Source organism: Flavobacterium cellulosilyticum, assembly GCF_004349355.1.
In the GTDB taxonomy this organism is placed as follows: Bacteria; Bacteroidota; Bacteroidia; order Flavobacteriales; family Flavobacteriaceae; genus Flavobacterium; species Flavobacterium cellulosilyticum.
Genome location: NZ_SMFK01000002.1, coordinates 569543 through 594406, shown reverse-complemented (window position 1 = coordinate 594406; position 24864 = coordinate 569543). Strand labels below are relative to the sequence as shown.

General features: G+C 31.5%; 18 protein-coding genes. 10 read left to right on the top strand and 8 right to left on the bottom strand.

All coding sequences use genetic code 11. The features are described 5' to 3' along the window. Window positions 1–11: 11 nt before the first annotated feature. The 4 genes from E0F76_RS06460 (at window position 12) to E0F76_RS06445 (ending at window position 6672) form a co-directional block, all read left to right on the top strand. Window positions 12–479, top strand: a complete 468-nt coding sequence (locus tag E0F76_RS06460) for a DinB family protein (protein WP_132003031.1) — start codon at window positions 12–14, stop codon at window positions 477–479. 9 nt (window positions 480–488) lie between these two features. Continuing rightward, the gene (locus E0F76_RS06455; RefSeq protein WP_132003028.1) at window positions 489–1217 is read left to right on the top strand and encodes an LOG family protein; all 729 of its coding nucleotides are present in this window, start codon (window positions 489–491) and stop codon (window positions 1215–1217) included. Between the two features lie 31 nt (window positions 1218–1248). Beyond that, window positions 1249–4074: a gluzincin family metallopeptidase gene (locus tag E0F76_RS06450; protein WP_246021991.1), complete on the top strand. Its 2826-nt coding sequence runs from the start codon at window positions 1249–1251 to the stop codon at window positions 4072–4074. A 189-nt stretch (window positions 4075–4263) separates the two neighbouring features. Further along, window positions 4264–6672, top strand: coding sequence for an alpha-ketoacid dehydrogenase subunit alpha/beta (locus E0F76_RS06445; RefSeq protein ID WP_132003025.1), 2409 nt, complete (start codon window positions 4264–4266; stop codon window positions 6670–6672). A gap of 9 nt (window positions 6673–6681) precedes the next feature. On the opposite strand, the gene E0F76_RS06440 is transcribed toward E0F76_RS06445, so the two are convergent. From E0F76_RS06440 to E0F76_RS06420, 5 genes are all read right to left on the bottom strand, one after another. Continuing rightward, a complete protein-coding gene (locus E0F76_RS06440; protein ID WP_132003022.1) occupies window positions 6682–6978 on the bottom strand; it encodes a hypothetical protein in 297 nt (98 codons plus the stop codon). Window positions 6979–7142: 164 nt separating this feature from the next. Further along, window positions 7143–8603 carry an oligosaccharide flippase family protein gene (locus E0F76_RS06435; protein WP_132003020.1) on the bottom strand — a complete coding sequence of 487 codons (1461 nt, stop codon included), beginning with the start codon at window positions 8601–8603 and terminating at the stop codon, window positions 7143–7145. A 16-nt stretch (window positions 8604–8619) separates the two neighbouring features. Next, the gene (locus E0F76_RS06430; protein ID WP_132003017.1) at window positions 8620–9921 is read right to left on the bottom strand and encodes a glycosyltransferase family 4 protein; all 1302 of its coding nucleotides are present in this window, start codon (window positions 9919–9921) and stop codon (window positions 8620–8622) included. Between the two features lie 313 nt (window positions 9922–10234). Beyond that, window positions 10235–12664, bottom strand: coding sequence for a YfhO family protein (locus tag E0F76_RS06425; protein WP_132003014.1), 2430 nt, complete (start codon window positions 12662–12664; stop codon window positions 10235–10237). Between the two features lie 92 nt (window positions 12665–12756). Beyond that, window positions 12757–13038: a DUF4834 family protein gene (locus E0F76_RS06420; protein WP_132003011.1), complete on the bottom strand. Its 282-nt coding sequence runs from the start codon at window positions 13036–13038 to the stop codon at window positions 12757–12759. 123 nt (window positions 13039–13161) lie between these two features. On the opposite strand from E0F76_RS06420, the gene E0F76_RS06415 reads away from it, so the two are divergent. Both E0F76_RS06415 and E0F76_RS06410 read left to right on the top strand, forming a co-directional pair. Next, window positions 13162–14097, top strand: a complete 936-nt coding sequence (locus E0F76_RS06415; RefSeq protein WP_132003008.1) for a transporter — start codon at window positions 13162–13164, stop codon at window positions 14095–14097. 19 nt (window positions 14098–14116) lie between these two features. Further along, on the top strand, window positions 14117–15235 hold the full coding sequence (locus tag E0F76_RS06410; protein ID WP_132003005.1) for a GTP cyclohydrolase: 1119 nt from the start codon (window positions 14117–14119) through the stop codon (window positions 15233–15235). 151 nt (window positions 15236–15386) lie between these two features. On the opposite strand, the gene E0F76_RS06405 is transcribed toward E0F76_RS06410, so the two are convergent. After that, complete coding sequence (locus tag E0F76_RS06405) at window positions 15387–16649, bottom strand: aminotransferase class I/II-fold pyridoxal phosphate-dependent enzyme (RefSeq protein WP_132003002.1); 1263 nt, start codon at window positions 16647–16649, stop codon at window positions 15387–15389. Window positions 16650–17079: 430 nt separating this feature from the next. On the opposite strand from E0F76_RS06405, the gene E0F76_RS06400 reads away from it, so the two are divergent. Together E0F76_RS06400 and E0F76_RS06395 are read left to right on the top strand one after the other, a co-directional pair. Continuing rightward, window positions 17080–17568, top strand: coding sequence for a VOC family protein (locus tag E0F76_RS06400; RefSeq protein WP_220398903.1), 489 nt, complete (start codon window positions 17080–17082; stop codon window positions 17566–17568). Window positions 17569–17766: 198 nt separating this feature from the next. Beyond that, complete coding sequence (locus E0F76_RS06395) at window positions 17767–18597, top strand: NYN domain-containing protein (protein ID WP_132002999.1); 831 nt, start codon at window positions 17767–17769, stop codon at window positions 18595–18597. Here E0F76_RS06395 and E0F76_RS06390 read toward each other — a convergent pair. Together E0F76_RS06390 and E0F76_RS06385 are read right to left on the bottom strand one after the other, a co-directional pair. Continuing rightward, a complete protein-coding gene (locus E0F76_RS06390) occupies window positions 18594–20978 on the bottom strand; it encodes a hybrid sensor histidine kinase/response regulator (protein ID WP_132002996.1) in 2385 nt (794 codons plus the stop codon). The genes E0F76_RS06395 and E0F76_RS06390 overlap by 4 nt on opposite strands. Window positions 20979–21598: 620 nt before the next feature. Next, window positions 21599–22039, bottom strand: coding sequence for a lipocalin family protein (locus E0F76_RS06385; RefSeq protein ID WP_132002993.1), 441 nt, complete (start codon window positions 22037–22039; stop codon window positions 21599–21601). A 213-nt stretch (window positions 22040–22252) separates the two neighbouring features. Here E0F76_RS06385 and E0F76_RS06380 point away from each other — a divergent pair, with 213 nt between their 5' ends. Beyond that, window positions 22253–22825 carry a non-canonical purine NTP diphosphatase gene (locus E0F76_RS06380; protein ID WP_132002990.1) on the top strand — a complete coding sequence of 191 codons (573 nt, stop codon included), beginning with the start codon at window positions 22253–22255 and terminating at the stop codon, window positions 22823–22825. A gap of 100 nt (window positions 22826–22925) precedes the next feature. Continuing rightward, a complete protein-coding gene (locus E0F76_RS06375) occupies window positions 22926–24842 on the top strand; it encodes a DEAD/DEAH box helicase (protein ID WP_132002987.1) in 1917 nt (638 codons plus the stop codon). Window positions 24843–24864: the final 22 nt, after the last annotated feature.

Below are 24864 nucleotides of genomic sequence, written 5' to 3'. Positions count from 1 at the left end.
AAAAAGATGAAATGGAATATAGGCCCGGTGCAATTGGCGCTATGACTGATGAATACGAGAAAGCACTGTTAGAATTAAAAACGGTTTTACAAACTATTTCGAATGATAGATTCTTAGTAAAAGATGATTCTAAAGAAACCGATTTTAAATCAATTAGAAATATCACGCTGCATATTGTTAATTCTGGATATGTCTATTCTAACTACATTAGAAAAAGTTTTGGAAAGAAAATTAAATTAAATGAAATCGAGATTAATTCGGTTGAAGAAGCTTTATATCATTTGGACAAAATGTTTCAATACAAAATTGATACGTTTGAAAACAAATGGCTTTTGAGCGACGAAGAAATGATGAAAACTAGAATCCATACTTCTTGGACGAAATATGATCTTGAAGCAATAATTGAACATTCGATAGTACATATATTGAGGCATCGCTTACAAATACAAAAAGAAATCACAAAAATAAATTTAGCATAAATCACAAAAATGAGATTAGAAGATTTTGACAATGACGAGGACAAAGTAATTCAGGATAAATTTAAGAGAAAGACTTGGAATGAAATTCGGACTAATGATAGTTGGGCTATTTTCAAGATTATGTCTGAATTTGTGAATGGGTATGAAGCAATGGGGAGAATAGGTCCTTGTGTAACAATTTTTGGTTCAGCCAGAACAAAACCAGATAATAAATATTATTTATTAGCCGAGAAAATCGCATATAACATCAGCAAAGCGGGTTACGGTGTCATTACTGGTGGTGGGCCGGGAATTATGGAAGCTGGTAATAAAGGGGCTCATCTTGGAGGTGGAATGTCAGTTGGATTGAACATAGAATTGCCTTTTGAGCAGCATTTTAATCCCTATATCGATCACGATAAAAACCTGAATTTTGATTATTTCTTTGTTAGAAAAGTGATGTTTGTAAAATATTCCCAAGGTTTTGTGGTAATGCCTGGAGGTTTTGGAACAATGGATGAATTATTTGAAGCATTAACATTAATACAGACTAAAAAAATCGGAAAATTTCCAATAATATTGGTTGGAACTGAATTTTGGTCGGGTTTAATCGACTGGTTTAAAACCGTTTTAGTAGAACAAGAACATACCATAAACGCTATTGATTTAGACCTTTTCAAAATAGTAGACACTGAAGATGAAGTGGTGAATGTTTTAGATAAATTTTATAAAAAATATGATTTATCACCTAATTTTTAATTACTAAAATCAAAATAAACGCACCAAAAACTTGAAATCATTTCAAAAAATAATTTTTATATTTCTACTCGTATTTACCTCTTTAAAACAATATGGACAACATAATTCCCATATCGTTGCCGAAGTAAATACGGTAAATAACAAGTTGAATGTTCAACAGGAATTGGTGTTTTACAATCAATCAGAAGATACTTTGACCTCGATTGTTTTGAATGATTGGATGAACGCTTATTCCTCAAAAACTTCGCCCTTAGCCAAACGATTTTCGGATGAGTTTTATAGAGGTTTTCATTTGGCCAATGAAGAAGAACGTGGAGGTACAATTAATTTAGAAATTTCTGCACATAACCAATCTGTTTTTTGGGAAAGAGCGGCTAAAAACCCAGATTTAATCCTCGTTAAATTAGGTGCAAAATTAGCCCCCAAGGAGAAAATTACTTTACATCTCACTTATATAGTAAAGGTTCCGAGTGATAAATTTACACATTATGGCCATTTTGGAAATGAAGGTATGTACTTGAAAAACTGGTTTATTATACCCGCTCGATATGAGAACTTTTCGTTTATAAAATACAGTAATAACAATTTGGATGATATTGCAAATGGTTTTTCTAACTTTGACATCGAACTTATTATACCCAATAAGTTTAGTCTAACTACTGATTTAAAAAGCAGAGCAATAAACCAAAACGAAAACACTACAACTTACACTATTAGTGGAACTAACCGTACCGATTTCAGTGTGTTTCTGGAACCAAAAAACAGTTTTCATAGCTATAAAAATAACATTGTAGAAGTATTGACTAATTTAAATGGAAATACAGCAGATGAAATTCAAAAAGCAATTGCAGTTGACAGAGTAGTTCGTTTTACAAATAATTTAATTGGGAAAATTCCTTACGATAAAATAACCGTTTCGCAAGCTGATTACGACCGAAATCCCTTTTATGGTTTGAATCAATTGCCTTCATTTATAGTTCCGTTTCCAGATGAATTCCTTTTTGAAATTAAATTTTTAAAGACTTATTTAAATAATTATCTAAAAAATACTTTGAAGTTAGATCCAAGAAAAGACAATTGGATTTATGATGGAATTCAAATATATACCATGATGAAATATATGGAAGAAAACTGTCCCGATTGTAAAATGACGGGGCGAATTGCTGATTATAAAATATTTAAAAGTTTTAATATATTGAACTTGGATTTCAACGAACAATACAGTTATTTCTATTTATTAATGGCTCGCAAAAATTTAGATCAACCACTAGGTACTCCAAAAAACCAGTTAATTAAATTCAATGAACAAATTGCTAGTAAATACAGAGCTGGATTGAGTTTAATCTATTTAGACAATTATCTAGGGAACGATATTTTATCCAATAGTATAAAGCAATTTATTGCTAAAAACGAGAATTCTCAAACTACAAGATCTGATTTTGAAACTCTTTTAAAATCGAATGCTAAAAAAAATATTGATTGGTTTTTCAATACTATTATTAATTCGCGTGAAATTATAGATTACAAGTTTAAGAATGTTTCAAAAACAAAAGACAGTGTTTCATTTTCACTAAAAAACAAAACTCTAGTTTCAGTTCCAATGCCTATTTATGGGATCAAAAACGATAGTATTGTTTTTAAAAAATGGATCGAAACTAACCAAAAAGATAGTATTTATACCATCGCAAGAAATGATGCTTCAAAAATTGTAATCAATTATAAAAATGAAGTTCCTGAATTTAATTTACGAAATAACTGGGTAAAATTAGATGGTTTATTTCCAAACAATCGTCCGGTGACGTTTGCTTTTATGAAAGATTTAGAAAACCCATATTACAATCAAGTTCTATATGCTCCTATCTTAACTTATAATGTTTATGATGGAATGTCACCAGGAATTAGGTTACAGAACAAAGCCATATTAAATAAGCCATTTATATATGACATTACACCAACCTATGCTTTAAAATCACATTCTATATCAGGTGGAGCCACCTTTATAGTAAATAGAGATTTCAGAAACAGTAATTTATTTAATATACGGTATTCTTTAAGTAGTTCTTATTTTCATTATGCCCCTGACGCTACATATTTTAAATTAAACCCAATGGTTTTAGTGCAAATTCGAAACGATAATTACAGAGATAATAGAAAACAACTTATTGTTGCTCGTCAAGTTATAGTAAACAGGCAAAAAAGTGAATTTGTAATTGATAATTCAGCGCAAAATTATTCGGTTTTTAACCTAAAATATATCAACTCCAGAACGGAAGTTACTGATCATATAAAATTTGTAAGTGATGTTCAATTTTCGAGCAAATTTGGAAAAGTATCGTCCGAAATTCAATTTAGAAAACTCTTTGAAGACAATCGCCAAATCAATTTACGACTTTTTGCAGCTAGTTTTATTTATAATAGAACAAATTCAGATTTTTATAGTTTTGGATTAGACAGACCAAAAGACTACTTATTTGATTATCCATTTTTAGGAAGATCGTCCAGCACCGGCATTGTTAGCCAAGAATTCATTATGGCTGAAGGAGGTTTCAAATCGAAACTAAATACCCGATATGCAAACCAATGGATTAGTACTTTAAATGCTAGTTATAGTTTGTGGAATTGGATTGATGTCTATGGTGATTTTGGCTTAGTTAACAACAAAAATCAAAATACAAACGTCGTTTATGATAGTGGCATTCGATTAAATTTACTCGAAGACTTTTTTGAATTATATTTTCCTGTGTATTCTAATAATGGACTAGAAATATCTCAAACTAAATACAATGAAAAAATTAGGTTTATCATCACGCTAGACCCGAATAGATTATTACAACTTTTTACAAGAAAATGGTTTTAAATAATTTTAAATAAATCCTTTTATTTTACAATAATTACTACCTACTTTATCATTTTGATGACAATAACATAAAAATATCGACTATATTTTATAAAAAATCATTAAAAATAAAATTATTATTCTCTCTTTGAATTATGAATACAACTTGTTTTTATTTAAATTTGCAATGGAATGTTATCCTTTTAAATTATGATAAAAGAAGAAACCAGAGCTACATTGACATTTGAAGACTTCAAAACCGAAGTTCTAAATGATTACAAAATCGCTATAACTAGTAGAGAATGTAGTCTTTTAGGGCGTAAAGAAGTTTTAACCGGAAAAGCAAAATTTGGAATTTTCGGTGACGGAAAAGAAGTTCCACAATTAGCGATGGCAAAATATTTTAAAAACGGAGACTTTCGATCAGGTTATTATCGAGATCAAACCTTTATGATGGCAATTGGTGAATTATCAATTCAACAATTTTTTGCTGGTTTATATGGGCATACCGATATAAATCATGAACCAATGTCTGCCGGAAGACAAATGGGTGGTCATTTTACTACTCATAGTTTAAATGAAGATGGAACATGGAAAAATTTAACAAGACAAAAAAATTCTAGTTCCGACATTTCACCTACAGCATCTCAAATGCCTCGAATGCTGGGTCTGGCTCAAGCTTCTAAAATATATAGAAACATCCCTACTTTAGCTGAAAACTCTAATTTTTCTATCAATGGAGATGAGATTTCTTGGGGAACAATCGGAAACGCAAGTACCTCCGAAGGTCTCTTTTTTGAGACAATAAATGCTGCTGGTGTATTACAAGTTCCAATGGTTTTAAGTGTATGGGATGATGAATACGGCATTTCTGTTCATGCAAAACATCAAACTACTAAAGAAAGTATATCTGAAATTCTTAAAGGTTACCAAAGAGAAGGAAACAGTAACGGAATTGAGATTTTAAAAGTAAAAGGCTGGGATTATGTTAGTTTAATCGAAACTTATGAAAAAGCATCAAAATTAGCACGTGAAACCCATACACCAGTATTGATTCATGTATACCAATTAACTCAACCACAGGGACATTCCAGTTCAGGTTCACATGAACGCTATAAAGATGCTGCTAGACTAGCATGGGAAAAAGATTTTGATTGCATTCGACAAATGAAATTATGGATGATTGCAATCAACATTGCATCTCCTGAAGAATTAGAAGAAATTGATGCCAAAGCCAAACAAGAAGTTCTAGATGCTAAAATTGTTGCTTGGAAAGCATTTATTAACCCTATAATTGAAGAGCAAAAAGAACTAGTTACTTTACTAGAAAGATTAGCTCCAGCTAGTAAGAATAAAGACAGAATACTAAAAATTATTTCTGATTTAAATAGGATAAAAAATCCTTTAAAAAAGGAAATTCTTGTTGCAGCTCGTACCATTTTACGTTTAGTTACTAATGAAAATAGTAAAATTGAATTATCAAAATGGATTATTTCGTATACTAAAAAAACCGAGAAAAATTTCAGTAGCAACTTGTTTTCTGAATCTGGTAAAAATATATTTAGTGTAAAAGAAGTATTACCCGAATACCATCGAGACTCAAAAGAAGATACCGATGGTAGAATGATATTACGTGATAATTTTGATGCCATTTTTACAAAATATCCTGAAGCATTAATATTTGGAGAAGACTCAGGAAATATTGGCGATGTAAATCAAGGATTAGTTGGATTACAAGAAAAATTTGGAGAGCTTCGTGTTGCCGATGTTGGCATTAGAGAAGCTTCCATTATTGGTCAAGGAATAGGAATGGCTTTACGAGGTCTTCGTCCAATTGCCGAAATTCAATATTTAGATTACTTATTATATGCCATTCAGATAATGAGTGACGATTTAGCAACATTACAATATCGAACAGTTGGCAAACAAAAAGCACCATTAATTATTAGAACACGTGGACATCGTCTCGAAGGCATTTGGCATTCTGGTTCACCGATGGGAATGATTATAAATGCAATTAGAGGAATTCATGTTTTAGTTCCTAGAAATATGACTAAAGCTGCCGGTTTTTATAACACTTTGTTAGAATGCGACGAACCTGCATTGGTAATAGAATGTCTTAATGGCTATCGTCTAAAGGAAAAAGTACCTGTAAATTATGGTGATTTTAAAACTCCGATTGGTGTAGTTGAAACTATTAAAAAAGGAACAGATATTACATTAGTCTCTTATGGTTCAACTCTAAGATTAGTATACCAAGCCGCAAAAGAACTTCATGAAATTGGAATTGAATGTGAAATAATTGATATTCAATCATTACTTCCGTTTGATGTAAACCATGATATTGTTAAAAGTATTGCTAAAACAAATCGGCTATTAATTATAGACGAGGATGTTCCTGGTGGAGCTTCAGCTTATATTTTACAACAAATTATCGAAAATCAAGATGGTTATAAATATTTAGACAGCAAACCACAAACCTTATCTGCAAAAGCGCATAGGCCCTCTTATGGAACTGATGGTGATTATTTCTCAAAACCATCAATTGAAGATATTTATGAAAAAGTGTATGCTATGATGAACGAAGCAAATCCTTCGAAATATGAAAGTTTGTATTAATATAGAATTTTAATTACAACATTTTTCTTGAAATATTTTTCCATCTTCATCTATAGCAATAAGAATTTTCTTTTCTTTAGAAGAAACATGACTTATGTAAATCCATGGCAATGACCAAAGTCCTAAAGTGACACAAAAAAGTATAAAATTAATGCTGTGATTAACTTTTACTCCTTTTTTTGAAAGAACTGCAAACGGTAACTTTTCATTATTTTCAACAATCTCAAATCCGTTGTGAATTTTATTCGCTAGAGTACTTATGTATTCTTTTCGAAACTCATTACTGTCAAGTTGAAGACTTCTCATAAGCATTTGGAAATTAAAAGTATACTTAAATAAGAATTTGATACAATAAAATTTAGATTTAAAATTACATTCGGCTATTCTTACTTATTTCTATAAAATACTAAATAATATCGACAAATGTAATAAAAAAATCTATTTTTTTAATTATTTAAGAATATTGTACTTTATTTTAGTTTTTTCAATAAAGTGTCTATAACTTGGTTAATTTCAGTTGAAATAACAAACCTATAGTTCAAATAGACATATGCAATTGTCATTAGACCTGATTTTAAAATAATCGAGATTATGGGATGAAAAGGAAATTCCCAGAAATAAAATACCAAAAACAAGAAAAGTGTCAACACTATAGAATGCCCAGTTTGCTTTGTAAAAGGATATAATTCTAGTTTTTTTACCACAAAAAGTAATTTTGCTAAACTATATAATGTTATAGATAATAATGTTGCAAATGCTGAACCTATAATGCCATAAATAGGAATAAAAATCATGTTCAACCCAATAGTCAGTATTACTAATAACACGCCCAAAATCAATACTGTTTTATAGTATTTTGTATTAAAAATAATAGCGTTATTATTCCCTAAAATCAAATCAAAATATTTAGACAAACCAATTATGAAAACAACGATTATACCTCCAGCATATTCTGGCGGTACCATTTCGTACAACTGATTAATATTAACAAAAATACCGAGCATTACAAAGCCACCAACTACTTGCAAATTGATGGATGTCTTTTTATATAATGCATCCATCTCATCGTGCTTATTTTCATGCATTAATTTAGCAGTAATTGGATATACAATTTGGTGCATTGCCCTACTAGGAACCGATATTACTAATGCGATATATGTAGCTACTGAATAATAGGCAATATTTTTGATATCCATATATTGGTTTAATATCATTTTATCTCCATCCAAAAGCAAATTTGCCACGCTGCCCGATAAAATAATATAAAAAGTATATTCTAAAATGCCTTTTGCATTTTCGGGTATTGTAAATTGAAATACTGGTTTTTTAATGCTAAAAGCGTAAAACATAGTAATCAATAAAGCAATTAAGTAAACAACGGCTGTGGCATAAATGAATCCTTCTACGGAAATCCAATTATAATATACTCCAATACACAAAATCAATGAAGCAGAACGTAAACCAACTTCTTTTATAAAATTCCCAAAGACAGAATGCATATGAACCCTTAGCCATGCATAAAATATTTCGAAGTAAGCCATGCAAACTCCAATAATTGGAATCAACCAAATAAACGTTTTTACTACTGGATTTTTCTTTGATACAAAAAACAATATCTCATCGTAATAAAACAATCCTATCAATATAAAAGGTATAATTAAAAGTAACGGAAATAGAACGGTAAACGATAAAAATCGAGATCGTTCCTCATCAGTTTGATATTGAGAGTAGAATTTAACTAAGGTGTTTTGCATACCAATAGCAAACAAAGGCATAATTACATTAGCACTTGATACAATATAATTAGATAAAGCATAATAGGTAGCTCCAAGAAAAACTGGGTATAAATAAATAGTATTAATGCCCCCAATAGCAAATCCGATGTATGTAATTATGGTATTCTTTAAAGACTGATTTAGAACTATTCCCATTATTCGATTTAGGATTTTAGATTTTAGATTTAGGATAAGCTATTAATTCAACCAATTTTTCTGTCAAACTTTTTCTTGAATATTGTTGCAAACCAATGCCATTCGATTGTAATTTTCCGTCCAAAAACTGATTATAAAAGTCCAAAAGTACACTTTTTAGTTTCATCTTTTCGGAATAGTCAAAAAATACGCCTGTATTGGTATTGGTTATAATTTCAGCAAAATCGGAACCAATAGGACCAATCGCTACTATAGGTCTTCCCGAAACCATATATTCAAATAATTTTCCCGGAATAATGCTTTTAGTATCTTCGGAGTTAATTTCAATAAGCAATAGTACTTGTGATTTTCTTTGATGCGCAATTGCTTCGGAATGGGAAACATAACCCAAATTATTCAAATAGGAATTTAGTCCAAATTGAGAAATGGTCTCTAAAACTTCCTGACTTACTGCACCAATTAATTTAATTTCTAAATGAGATTTAAAATCGGGAACTTCATGAATTAATTCCACTAAAATTTCCCATAGCAGTTGCGGATTTCTTTCCGACAGAAAAGAACCAATATGTGCCAATGAAAATTTAGTATCCAAAGCTTCTTTACCTACTTTTTCGGTATCATACCCATTCGTAATCACAGCAATTGGCTTGGTGGTTATTGCTTGAAATTCTGTTTTTGTAGTTTTACTAGTTACTATAATCGTGTCAGCTGTATTCAAAACTTGGTATTCTAAGGCTTTATGTTTCTTGGCAGCGTAATTTGATAAGCGTAAGGATTTATGATAGCCGATAGTGGTCCAAGGATCACGAAAATCAGCAAACCATTTTATAGTCAACTTTTGTTTTAATTCCAATCCAATGAGGTGCAAACTATGCGGTGGCCCTGATGTAACAATAGTATCAATTCCATTTTCTAGAATATATTTTTCTAAAAAATGTACTGATGGTTTTACCCAATAAACTCTAGCATCAGGAATAAAAAGATTCCCACGAACCCAAAGAAATACTTTGTCTAAAAAGGATTGCTTTTTTTGATTTGGAATGATCCCCGAACTAATTTTCTTCGTTTTATTTTTAGATAAAAACGAAGCCAATTGATACGGTTCAAAAATTGTATGTTTTAGTATAATTGCCTTATCAGAAACTTCTTTTACAAGATTCTCATCAATAATGGGATACGTTGGATTTTCAGGAATATAAACAATTGGCTGAACGCCAAAATCTGGTAAATACTTTACAAATTTTAACCAACGCTGTACTCCTGGTCCTCCTGCTGGTGGCCAATAATACGTAATAATAAGGAGTTTATTTTGTTTCAAATTTAAGATTTTTAAATATTGGATTATAAATCTCCATTTAATTTTTCTAGTTCTTCAATATCTAACAAATCTTTTGGACGATTTGAAGCTTTTTTGGCATAGCAGCTTTATTTGCAGTTTTCAAAAGACACGAAATTTCAATAATAGCCATCAATTTTTCAAAACGTTGCTGTGGCGACAATTTTCTAATCTCCTCTCTTTATCTGCCTTCCATAATTTTTAGATGAGCATGATGTAATGTCTCTTTATTCATTTTTATAATCTAAAAATAAATTATTTAGAGTCTGTTGTTGTATCAAATTTACAATAAATATTACACAACAAATCTTCCTTTCTTCTTTTCTAAATAAACCCCACCAATTAATAAAAACAACATTCCAATACAACTAATAAGTGTAATGGTGCTTCCTGTTTTAACTACTTGTGACTCAAACTTAAATTCAATGGTGTGTTTTCCTTCTGGCACTTGCAAAGCTCTAAGCACATAATCTACAGGAAAATGATCCACTTTCTCACCATCTAAATAGGCATTCCAACCATTTTCATAATAAATTTCAGAAAAAACAGCCAAACCAATTTTAGAATTTTCAGAGGTGTATTTTATATAATTGGGTTTGTAAATTTGGAGATCAATTGTTCCATTTTCGCCCCAGTCTCTTTTTAGACGTACATTTTTAAATTTTGCACCATAATCGTGAACATTGAAAATGGCGACACTTTTAGTATTCAAACCAGTCAACGATTGTATTTCATTATCTGCTCTATTTACTAATTTAACGCCACTCACAAACCAAGCATTTCCATTTGCATTCGGGTTTATAATTGGAACTGATTTTCCCACGCTATCTGTTTGTATCACATATTTCACATTCAACATATTTAGTATTTCCATATTGTTTTTAGCAATATGATAATCAAATAATTGTTGCATTCGTCTAGGTTTTACAGCACTGTAACCTCCAATCGATTTATGAAAATAAGAAGCTCTTGCACTTGATAAATTACCCGCAACTTCAAAAACACGGTAATGTGTGGTGTCTTGCAAAATTTGTATATCGGCTTGCGTTTCCTGAAAAGGAACTTCTACTTCACTTCTGCTCACAAAATCCTTGGCAGAAACATACTTTTTATCTACAAAAAACAAATCGAAAACCATCAATAAGCCCACAAGAATTATAGCTGTATTTTGAGTGAATTTGTTTTTAATGTATAACCAAAAAACACCTGCCACCAACACAGTAAAAAACATCGAACGCAATAAATCCGCGCTATACAAACTCATTCTATCAGCTTTAAGTGCGTCAACAAATGCGGGGCCATAATTTTCTCTGAAATAACTATCACTTGCTCCTGAAAAACTGAAATTGCTTTTGAATAAAAACAAACTGATAAAAATAACGGAAATAAATATCCCACTTTCTTTCAATGCTTTGATTTGCTTTTCATTTTCCAATTTAAAAAAGGATTGCAAACCCATAATAGCTAAAACAGGAAAACACAATTCTAATATCACTTGAATAGATGAAACTGCCCTAAACTTATTGTACATTGGAACAATATCAATAAAAAAGTCGGTCAAAAGTGGGAAGTTTTTTCCCCATGAAAGCAGTAAAGCCACAATTGCACCTGATAGAAATACATATTTAATTTTTCGCTTATCCGTAAGTAAAGCAATAACAACTAGGAAAAAAACAACAATTCCTATATAAGCCGGAGCAGCGACAATTGGTTGATCACCCCAATAAGTTGGCATTCCTGAAACGAAACTAATTGCCTGAGATTGTGGCACACCTTGAGCAATCATAAAGGTATACATGGCACTGTCCGTTCCTAATGATTCATTATTAGAACCTCCAAAAAGTCTTGGTGCAATCAAATTGAGACTTTCGGCAATTCCATAACTGTATTCCGTAATATAATCATGAGACAAAGCACTATTACCAACACTCTTAGAACCATCAGCATTAAAGGACAATTCACTTTTTCCGCGAGTACTAAAATTAGCATATTCGGCTGTGGCCAATAAACCAGTCGCATTTGCTCCAATGGCAAAAATTCCGGCTATTGCCAAAACTCCAAAAGAAGCAAAAAGAGATGGAATTTGTTTTTCTTTTATAGCTTGATATATAAAATAACCTGAAAGTATCAATAGAAAAATCAATAAATAATAGGTCATTTGAAAGTGATTGGCATTGATTTCCAAGGCAACTGCAAACATCGTCAACAACCCTCCCCATATATATTTCTTTTGATAAACTAAAATAAATCCTGCTATTACTACTGGCATATAGCCTATCGCATGGGCTTTGGCATTGTGTCCAACTCCTAGAATAATGATTAAATAAGTCGAGAAACCAAAAGCCAATGCACCAAAAAAGGCTTTTAAAGGATCCACTTTTAAAACTAAAAGCAAACCATATAAACCAATAAAATACAAAAATAAATAATCCGCTGGGCGAGGTAAAAACCGGATGGCATCGTCTAAATCTCCAATGTAATCGTGAGGATATTTCGCACCCAATTGATAGGTTGGCATGCCTCCAAAAGCAGAATTTGTCCAAAATGGTTCTATATGATCTGACTTTCTAAAATCGTTTTGCTCCTTTGCCATTCCAGTATATTGAACAATATCCGATTGAAAGATTTTCTTTCCTTGTAAAACAGGATAAAAATAAAAGAGTGAAACAATTACAAAACCGAGTATAACGAATGCGTGTGGATAGAACTTTTGAAGTTGCTTCATAGAATAATTTTAGTTTTCAGATTTTAAATTATTTATTTCTGAATATGGAAATTGGTTTTGGTTTCAATACTGATTACTACAACTGAATACTTTTATTCCAGTTCTTCGTAATCAACGTAATCCCCTACTTTTTTGGTTTCACGGGTTTTTTTTGCATTTGCAGAATCGATTATAATCTCGTCATTATTTGGTGTTTTTTGCCAAGAATTACCTTGAGTATTTTGTTGTTGTTTTTGGAAATTTTCACCAGCTTTCTCCACTACTTTTTTAACTAATAAAGGTAATAACAATTTTGCCAAAAACTTAAAAATATAGTAGAAAGCTATTATATAAAATAATGTTCGTATGAATCCGGAAAATGATGCTTCTTGCATAATCAAATATTTTTTGCAAAATTAACAATTCCTTTGTTCAAAATTAAAATATCATTCTTAAATTAATAATAAAATATAGTACATTTGAAAAGCGTTATCCTTTTTCAACCTAAAAAACAGAGTATGTACAGAATAAAAACTATGGTCGTCGTTGCTTTTTTATTATCCCCATTGATTCATTATGCCCAACATACGGATGTAATTAACTCGAACAGACCAGGTGAAACCATGTCTGCTTTTTCAGTTGGAAAATCCGTAATTCAAGTTGAATCAGGAATTTATGGCATCAAAGAAAATCATAGTATTTTGAATTATGATGCAAATGGATATGGGATTGACATGACTTTGAGATATGGTTTTTTACAGGAAAAATTAGAATTAATAGCTGATTTCCAATACCAATATGAACAAGTTACTTCTCCTTTAAAAAGTATCAATAAATCAGCAATGAAGCAAACCATTATAGGTTTAAAATATTTGATTTACGATCCTTTCAAAAATTACGAAAAAAAAATAAATGTGTATAGCTGGAAAGCCAATCATTCTTTTAATTGGCACCAATTTATTCCAGCCGTTTCCGTTTTTGCTGGTGCAAATATTACTCTCGCTAACAATCCTTATTATTTTTCTTCCAATGCTGCAATTTCACCAAAAATCATGTTGATTACTCAAAATCATTTGGGTGATGGTAGTTGGGTATTTGTAACTAATATTATTGGTGATTATATTGGAACCGATTATCCAAGTTATGGTTATGGTCTAACTTTGACAAAAGGATTCAACGAAAAATGGTCTGGATTTATAGAAAATCAAGGCTACAAAAGTGATTTTTATAGTGATGCCATCGTTCGTGGTGGAGCCGCTTATTTAATAAACAAAGACATGCAAATTGATGCATCCATTAGCAGCAGTTTAAAAACTACTCCTTCAATATTTTATGGTGGCATTGGGTTTTCTTGGCGTTATGACGCCAATTATCAAGAAGTGCGAGTGAAAATTGATACCGGTGATTCTACAAAAAAAGCAAAAAGAAGAGCAAAAAAAGCCAAAAAAGGATAAACTTACAATAGAAAAAAATATGATTACTATAAAAGAAGCCATTACAAAAAAGGAAATGACCGAATTTGTAAAATTCCCTTTCTCACTATACAAAGACAATAAATACTGGGTTCCACCTATTATAGCCGACGAATTAGAATCTTTTGACAAAACTAAAAACCCAGCTTTCAAGAGTGCCGAAGCCAAGTTTTACATAGCATATAAAAACGACACAATCGTTGGACGAATAGCAGCTATCATTAATTGGAGTGAAGTTAATGACCAAAAAAAGAAAAAAGTACGTTTTGGTTGGTTTGATGTTATTGACGATATCGAAGTAACTAAAGCCTTATTAGAAAAAGTCTATGAACTAGGTCATAAAAATAATTTGGAACACATTGAAGGCCCAATGGGTTTTTCAAATCTAGACAAAGTAGGAGTACTAACCGAAGGTTTTGAGGAAATGGGAACTATGATAACTTGGTATAACCATCCCTATTTTGTTACTCATTTAGAAAAGTTGGGTTTTGTAACTGAAAAAGAATATATCGAAAGTATTTTTCCTTTTTCAAATGTGAAACCAGAATTCTTTATGAAAGCACAAGAATTAATCAAAAAAAGATACCAACTAAAGAGTTTAACTTTTACAAAAACTAAGGACATAATGCCTTATGTGGACAAAATGTTTGATTTATTTAATGATTCTTATGCCAGTTTATCCTCCTTTGTCGCTATTTCTGACATTCAAAAAGAATATTTCAAGAAAAAATACATCAGTTTTATCAATCCTGAATACATTAAATTTGTGTTGGACAAAAATGATAAAATAGTAGCTTTCAGTATTGTAATGCCTAGTTTTTCAGAAGCTTTACAAAAAGCAAAAGGCAAACTATTTCCTTTTGGATTTTACCATCTACTAAAAGCACGAAAAGAGAGCAAAGACGTTGTTTTTTATCTCATAGGTGTTGCTCCTGAATATCAAAATAAAGGAGTTCCATCCATTATTTTTAATGAGTATTATAAAACTTTTACCGAAAAAGGAATCAAAAATTGCATCCGAACTCCTGAACTTGCAGAAAATCATGCCATCCATAATTTATGGAAAAATTTTGATCCAAAAGTGCATTGCAAGAGAAAAACCTTTATAAAAAACCTTTAAAGAAAGTGGTCAGTATACGGTGATCAGTGGTCAGTCAGTTTGATAAAGTAAAAAAATTGTATAAAAAAACCTTTCGATATTTCGAAAGGTTTTTTGTTTATATAAATATCATTTTTATACAGATAGTAAGTCTAAACACTGAACACTACTATTAAGCGTCTAAATCAACTTTAGTTCTACTGGCAATTTCTTTATAGGTTCCGTTTTCTAGTTTCTCACGAATGGCTTCAAAAGCAGTAAGTGTTTCATCTATATCTGAAAGCGTATGAGAGGTTGTTGGAATCATACGCAACAAGATAATTCCTTTTGGAATAACAGGATATATTACTATCGAAAGGAAAATTCCGTAATTTTCTCTCAAGTCGTTCACCATAACCATCGCTTCTGGAACACTTCCTTTTAAATAAACAGGGGTAATACAAGTATTAGTATCCCCAATATCAAAATTTTTTTCTCTAAGTCCGTTTTGCAATGCGTTCACATTTACCCAAAGTTTATCTTTAATTTCAGAAGAATTTCTCAATAATTCCAAACGTTTCAATGAACCAATAGTTTGAATCATTGGCAACGCTTTGGCAAACATTTGCGAACGCAAATTGTATTTTAAATAATCAATTATTGCAGTATCAGCAGCCACAAAAGCACCAATATTTGCCATTGATTTAGCAAAAGTCGAAAAGTAAACATCGATATCATCTTGAACACCTTGCTCCTCACCTGCTCCAGCTCCTGTTTTTCCAAGAGTCCCAAAACCGTGAGCATCATCAACTAAAAGACGGAAATTGTATTTCTTTTTCATTTCCACAATTTCTTTCAACTTTCCTTGCTGACCGCGCATTCCAAAAACACCTTCGGTAATAAACAAAATACCTCCACCAGTTTCAGTAGCCATTTTAGTAGCACGTTGCAAGTTCTTCTCCATGCTTTCAATATCATTATGTTTGTATGTATAGCGTTTTCCGCTATGCAAACGAACACCATCAATAATACAAGCATGAGAATCTACATCGTACACAATTATATCATTTCTGGTAACCAAAGCATCAATAATCGAAACCATTCCTTGGTAACCAAAATTCAATAAATAAGCCGATTCTTTCATAACAAAAGCAGCCAATTCCTCTTCTAATTGTTCGTGATATTTCGTGTGTCCAGACATCATTCTGGCTCCCATTGGATAAGCTGCACCATAAGCTATTGCTGCTTCGGTATCTGCTTTACGTACTTCAGGGTGATTGGCTAAACCTAAATAGTCATTCAAACTCCAGTTCAAAATATCTTTACCCTGAAACTGCATTCTTGGACCTAGCTCTCCTTCTAATTTTGGAAAAACAAAATAACCTTCTGCTTGAGAAGCCCATTTTCCTAAAGGCCCTTTATTGTTTTGAATTCTTTCGAATAAATCTTTAACCATAATATATTGAAATTATTATATTTATTTTTTAGAAGTTGCAAAAATAATTATTTAATACTTCTAATCATAATCTTTTTTTTTCAGGAGCATAACGAATCATATTCAATACAAAATTTACTCCTGCTCTCGCCTTTATCTCTCCACTACGTTACGAGGATATCGGCTCCATCAGGGCTATGCAAAACGAATTGTTTTCATAATTTCTTAAGCCAAACAATCAAACATAAAAACATTCAAAAGCGTAAACCATCTTAAAATTTATTAGAAAAATTTAATATATTTGAGAATAAACAATCCTCATGTTTATCATACATAGCAGCCCATTAAACGGATGGAACGCCGAAATTCACCCGTATTTACGTATAAGTTATTCGTAATTTTATGACAATATAAACGCATAATCAGAAACACAATGCAATAAAACTGAACAATGACTAAAATTATGACAAAAAACAAATTACTTAGAATGGACAATGTTAGCATCGTTGTAGAATCACTTGATGACACCATTTCGTTTTTCTCAGAGATAGGCATGAAACTCGAAGGACGAGGGACAATTGAAGGAGAATGGGCTGGTCGCATTACTGGACTTGGTTCTCAGCGCGTAGAAATTGCAATGATGGTTACCCCAGATGGTCACAGCCGACTCGAACTTTCGAAATTTATCACACCTCCTATTTTATCCGATCACCGGACAACACCTGTGAATTCCCTCGGATATCTACGTGTTATGTTCACCGTTGAAGACATTGACGAAATGGTAGCTAAATTAACCAAGTGTGGCGCTCAACTTGTTGGAGAAGTGGTTCAGTATGAAAACTCTTATCGATTATGCTACATTCGTGGAACCGAAGGACTACTTATTGGACTAGCCGAAGAAATTGGTAATAAAGGAGTAAAAGAAGTGCATAACCGCTAGTGTTTTATTTTTCCAGTAATTCAAAATTGAACTTTTTGAAATGTATCTTAGCAACATAACAATTTTATTTACAAGAGCACATTTTGGTGATAACTATAACTATACCCAAAAATTTGGAATATTTTTTTCCATTAGCACTATAACATCAACATATACAAGAAACTTCGTATATTTGAATTATTATTTCAAATAAAATATATGTCACAAGATTCTAAAGAACTCAAACTAGCCGTCCTCATTGATGCCGACAATGTTCCCTATAGCAATGTAAAAGGAATGATGGAAGAAATCGCTAAATACGGAACACCAACCACAAAACGGATTTATGCTGACTGGACCAAACCCAATGCGGGCGGCTGGAAAAGTGTTTTATTAGAACATGCTATTACACCTATTCAACAATACAGTTATACCGTTGGTAAAAACTCTTCGGATTCAGCCATGATCATTGACGCCATGGATTTGTTGTATTCCGATAAAGTTGATGGTTTTTGTATTGTATCAAGTGATTCCGATTTTACCCGATTAGCTATTCGATTAAGAGAATCCGGAATGAAAGTAATTGGCATTGGAGAAAAGAAAACACCCAATTCATTTATTGTTGCCTGTGATCGATTTGTTTATATAGAAGTGTTAGATGGAGCCATTAAAAAGACCCGAGCAATACCAAATGGTCGAAATAAATCTCCGAAAAATAAGCTAGCTGAAGAAAATAAAAAGGTAATTGAAAAAGTGGTAACAGTAGTTACTGAAAAAACCGCTCCAAAACCATTAAATAAGATTGACAATCAAACCATAGAACTCATCGAAGATACACTAGAAGCTATTGGTGATGATGATGGCTGGGCATTCCTGGGAGATGTAGGTAATCTTATTGTAAAGAAAAAACCTGAATTCGACCCAAGAAACTATGGCTTTTCAAAACTAACGCCCATGCTAAAATCCCTTACTGATATTCTTGAAATAGACGAAAGAGAATCCGATAAAAAAGGAATCAAACACGTTTTTGTACGATTGCGTTATAGTTAAACAAGTTCTTTTATCGCCTTGTATAAGGCTTCCTTTTTTATGGGTTTAGTCAAATAATCATTCATTCCTATTTCCGCAACTCTCAACTTGGTGCTTTCCATAACATCTGCAGTTACAGCGATAATAGGAATGTTTGCATAATTCAACCCTACTTCTCCATTACGTATCGCTATTGTTGCCTCATAACCATCCATTATAGGCATTTGAAGATCCATTAAAACAATATCAAAAGTATTAGTTTTAAATGCATCTAATCCCTCTTGCCCATTATTAGCAAAAACAACGGTTGTATTCATCCATTTTTTTGTTATCATCCTAATCACCATTTGATTAATTGAATTATCTTCAACTACTAAAATCGTTTTCCCTTCTAAATCAAAAACTTCAGGCTCAGCTAAAACTAGATCTACTTTTAGTTGTTCTACAATTTCAAAATCAATGGTGATTTTACAAGTTGTTCCTTTTCGTGGACAACTTTTCATTACAATAGTTCCGCCTTGCAAATCAACCAACGTTTTTACAATATAAAGTCCTAAACCCAATCCCCCAAACTTCCTTTTATTATCAATACTATTTTGTGAAAAAGAATCAAAAATACTATCCATCTTTTCTTTTTTAATACCAATACCCGAATCGGATAATGATACAATCAAACGAACTTTATTATCTGGTATAACTTGAGCTTCAATATCAAAATTAATAAAACCTTCAGAAGTAAACTTAATAGCATTACTTATTACATTATTTACAATTTGCGAAAACCTCATTTCATCTCCCATAACAACACTAGGAAAATCACCATTTTTAGTGAAATTAAACTCTAGCCCCTTGTCATTGATTCTTAATTGTACAGACTCTTTTATATGTTCTAAAGTCCGCAAAGGATTAAAAGCTTTAGCTTCTAATTTCAATTCGTTTTTTTCTATTTTCGAAAAGTCAAGAATATCATTTACTGAGCTTAATAAGCTATTTGCTGAGTATTTTATAATCTGACAAGTATTTATGGTGTTTTCCTCTATAACATCATTTGAAACTGAATCGATTAAATTCAATATAGCATTCAGTGGAGTTCTCAATTCATGACTTATATTAGATAAAAAATAAGATTTTAAATCATTCATTTCTTCTAAACGAACCAGAGCAAGACGATTTAATTCAGTTTTTTCATTTTTAAGATTCCTTATTAAATTAGACATTGAAAGCGAAAGAAAAATTATTTCTAAACCAGTACCAAACTTGGAACTATTTTGGATGAGAAAAATATTAGGAAGCAATCCAAAATTATTAAGAATGAAAACCACAAAACCAATAATTAAAAATAAAATCCCGGTAACAAAAAACAAATCTACCGTGGCTTTTTCTCGGAAAAGAACAATTATTGAACTTATGATTAATACTAGAATAAATAACCCCAAAATATTGGCAAGAGGATAACAATAAACCAACATTGAAGGAACAAATATTATTATTACCATTAGAATAAATGACAATAAATAAGTAACATAAAACAATCCATAAATTTGCAAATTGTATTGTTCTATTTTTAAAAAGACCTCACTGTACTTCCCTAATAAAATAAGAGTAACTAATGCAAAGAGCAATACACAATGTTGTGATAACCAACCTCCACTTGGATCAAAATATTTATAAAAATATCCATCTAATGACAATTGCATAAAACAGACAAAAAATACATACAAACTATAATATAAAAATGTTCGTTCTTTTAAAGCGAAAAAGAAAAAGAAATAAATGATTGATGCAATTGCCAATATACCATAGAAAATTCCAAAAATGAATTGTTCAAATGATTCTGTTTTATTAAAATCATCGGAAGAATGTAATATTACAGGCATTTTAATAACCTCTCCATCACTCTTTAAATGAAAAAACAAATCAAGTTTCGCATTTGGTCGAATGTTTAATTTAAAAATTGTTTTCCTATTATCGAAAGCCCTTTTGTCAATAGGCATCTTATCACCACTCACAAACTCTAGAATAGTACCCGATTTTTTATCAATCACATATAATTCGACTCTATCGGTTATAGGTCGTGCAGTTTCTAAATAATAGTTTAAATCCACATTTGAATGATTTTCAAGTGAAGTTTTTCCCCAAAAATAATTTTGCGTAAACCCTAAATCTTCATTATCAGATTCTAATGGAGTTGGATTTAAAGAATCATAATTTTTGATTACATATTGAATATTTAGCTTTTCTTCTCCTACATCAGCAACTGTGGTAAAGCCATGTAAAGATATTTTTTCAGGAATAGTGTTAGTTTGAAATATATATTGTGAATATGAATTGGTATAAACCAACGTAAAAAAAAAGAAAAGTAATATGGCATTTAATTTGGTAGCTTCATTATAAAATCTCATGTATTGACCTTTAATATTTAATATAGTGCGAAATAAAATCTATTTCTATTTTTAATGTTTTCAAAAATAGGATTTTTATTGGATAAAATATTACAATATCAAAGAACCTTAACTAATCTTGAACTAAAAGTCGGCTTTGCGCAAATGGTTTAGCTCAAATTTCATTTATTGACAAAAATTAACTTTTGAGAATTACTGCAATTCATTTTAATTTTTAAAAATATAAATGGAAAACAAGCTGAAACTAACCCACTGCCAACATTATTTTAACTATTCCTACTACCAAAAGTGTTTGATTGATCCAAAAAAGATCCATTAAAAATGAATCGACATAAGTATATTACATAAAAAAGGAGGTCTTTTTACAGACCTCCCATTTCTAGGTTTTGATTTATCATTATCAACTTCCACCTTTCGATTTAGCTGACTATTGAATATCATCTCTGGTGAGATTTACATACTCAAGAAATTAATCAAAACCACATTCAAATATACAAATTAATACATAATAATCTATTACAAAACAGTGTTTTAACTGTTTTTTAACAGCTCTAAAATATAATACTTTTATAAATAATTGTTTTAGAATAAAATAATACTTTAATTAATTTTAAAATTAATTATGCTTTAGTAAAAGTTTGATTTACAGTGATAGTTATTCCACTTTGAACTGTTGTTATTTTTAAAACCATTTCAGTATTGGTAACACTCACCACTTGAAAATCACCTCCTAATGATGAACCTGTAACTGTAACTTTTAAGCTATTACCATTTGCTACCCAAGTTCCCTCTTGTTGAGATAAGACACATCCTGAAGTATAATCACCGGCTTTCGCAACACCACCTGATTTAATTTCAATATAATCTTTACTACAACCAGCCTCATTTCCAGAATATTCCGACTCCGCTGTAGTAATAACTCCTTGAGTAAAACTTGTTTTATTGAAATTCCATTTTCCTATAACCAAAGCCATATCTACTGGCCCTTCATCTTTTGTACAAGAGCTAAAAAACACACTTAAAACTAATACCGTAACGAATAATAATTTTATTTTTTTCATAATTTTCAATTTAATTTGATTAGCAATAATAACATTAAATAAACTACAAACACTCAGAATCTTATTTTTTGTAATATGAATAACTTTTAAAACCAAATTAATAAAATTAAAATAAGGATTAACCTATGTTATTTAAATTCAAAATTTGATTTATATTCAGAATCTTAAAGTTAGTACATTTGACTTTTAAAAAAAATTTAAAAACAAAAAAAAATGAAATTAGTTTTTGCCACAAATAATAAAAATAAAATCATCGAGATTCAACAATTACTTCCCAAAACTATTGAAATTATCAGTTTAGAAAGCATAGGTTGCCAGGAGGACATTCCTGAAACAGCAGCAACAATTGAGGAAAATGCGATTATGAAAGCTAATTATGTAACACAAAAATATGGATACGATTGCTTTGCAGATGATACCGGATTAGAAGTTGATATTTTAAATGGTGCTCCGGGAGTTTACTCGGCACGTTATGCCGGAGAACAAAAAGATGCAGATGACAACATGAACAAACTTTTAAAAGAACTTGAAAATAAAACCGATAGAACTGCCCAATTCAAAACCGTAATAGTTTTAAATTTAAATGGGCAACAACATATTTTTACTGGCATTGCCAAAGGCAAGATTACTTTAGAAAAAATTGGAAATCAAGGTTTTGGTTATGATCCAGTTTTTATTCAAGAAGGGCAAAACCTGACATTTGCACAACTTTCACTGCAAGAAAAAGGAGCAATTAGCCATCGAGGTAAGGCGACAGAACAACTTATTGCTTTCTTAAAAAAGTAACTAATTGATTTTCAAATAATAATAAATCCTTAAATCTGAATTTTGAATTAGATTATATCGTTTTTTAGCCGTACTTTTGCACCAAATTTTAAAAACATATATGAATAAATTTGAACAATTAGGATTGAGTGAATCGCTACAACGTGCGATTATCGATCTAGGATTTGAGAATCCGACCGAAGTACAGGAGAAAGCGATTCCCCTATTATTGGAACAAGACATTGATTTAGTTGCGTTGGCTCAGACAGGGACAGGGAAAACAGCAGCTTTCGGTTTTCCAGTCATTCAAAAAATTGATGCCAACAACAGAAATACACAGGCGTTAATTTTATCACCTACCCGCGAACTTTGTTTGCAGATTACAAACGAAATTAAAAACTACTCAAAATACGAAAAAGGTATTAATGTAGTGGCTGTTTATGGTGGTGCAAGTATTACTGACCAAGCTAGGGACATTAAAAGAGGCGCACAAATTATTGTTGCAACTCCAGGTAGAATGCAAGACATGATTAACAGAGGATTGGTAAACATTTCTCAGATTAATTATTGTATTCTTGACGAAGCAGATGAAATGTTAAATATGGGCTTCTATGAAGACATTGTAAACATCTTATCTACTACGCCAGACGAAAAAAACACATGGTTATTCTCTGCTACAATGCCAGCAGAAGTAGCACGAATTGCAAAACAATTCATGCGTGACCCACTGGAAATTACAGTAGGAGCTAAAAACTCTGGTTCAGCAACGGTTTCTCACGAATTTTACTTAGTAAATGCCCGTGACCGTTACGAAGCTTTGAAAAGATTGGCTGATGCTAATCCAGACATTTTCTCTGTAGTCTTTTGTAGAACGAAACGTGACACACAAGCTGTAGCCGAAAAATTAATCGAAGATGGATACAGCGCTGCTGCATTACACGGAGATTTATCTCAAGCACAACGTGATGGTGTAATGAAATCTTTTAGAGGTCGTCAAATTCAAATGCTTGTAGCTACTGATGTTGCTGCACGTGGAATTGATGTTGACAATATTACTCACGTTGTAAACTATCAATTACCTGACGAAATAGAAACCTATAACCACCGTTCAGGTCGTACTGGTCGTGCTGGGAAATTAGGAACATCTATCGTTATTGTAACCAAAAGTGAAATACGCAAAATTTCTTCAATTGAAAGAATCATCAAACAGAAATTCGAAGAAAAAACAATTCCATCAGGAATTGAAATATGCGAAATTCAATTGTTGCACTTAGCTAATAAAATTAAAGACACTGAAGTTGATCATGAAATTGACAACTACTTGCCTGCTATCAACAATGTTCTTGAAGGATTATCTAAAGAAGAGTTAATCAAAAAAATGGTATCTGTTGAATTCAACCGTTTTATCAATTATTACAAGAAAACAAGAGATATTTCTTCTCAATCAGGTTCAGATAGAAGAGAACGCGATGATAGAGATGGTGCTCCAAGAGAAAACAACAACGGTGGTGCCACGAGATATTTCGTAAACATTGGATCAAGAGATAATTTTGATTGGATGTCATTGAAAGATTATTTGAAAGAAACATTAGACCTTGGTCGTGATGACGTTTTCAAAGTTGATGTAAAAGAAGGTTTCTCTTTCTTTAATACTGATCCTGAACATACTGATAAAGTAATGGAGATATTGAACAACGTACAATTAGAAGGACGTCGTATTAATGTTGAAATATCTAAAAATGACGGTGGCGGAAGACGTGATCACAACGGAAGAAGTTCTGGTGGTTTTGGAGGCGGCGGTCGTTCAGGTGGCGGTGATAGAGGTTCAGCTCCAAGAAGAGAAGGTAATTTTGCTCCAAGAAAAGAAGGTGGTTTTGGACCTAGAAGTAATGCAGCTCCAAGAACTGGTAGTTTCTCTGATAGATCTTCAAGATCTTCAGATGCGCCAAGACGTGAAGGTGGTTTTTCTGAAAGACCTCCTAGACGTTCTGAAGGATCAAGTGACACACCTAGAGAAAGAAGACCGAGAAGAAGTTAAATTCTTCTGTTAATTTTCTTAT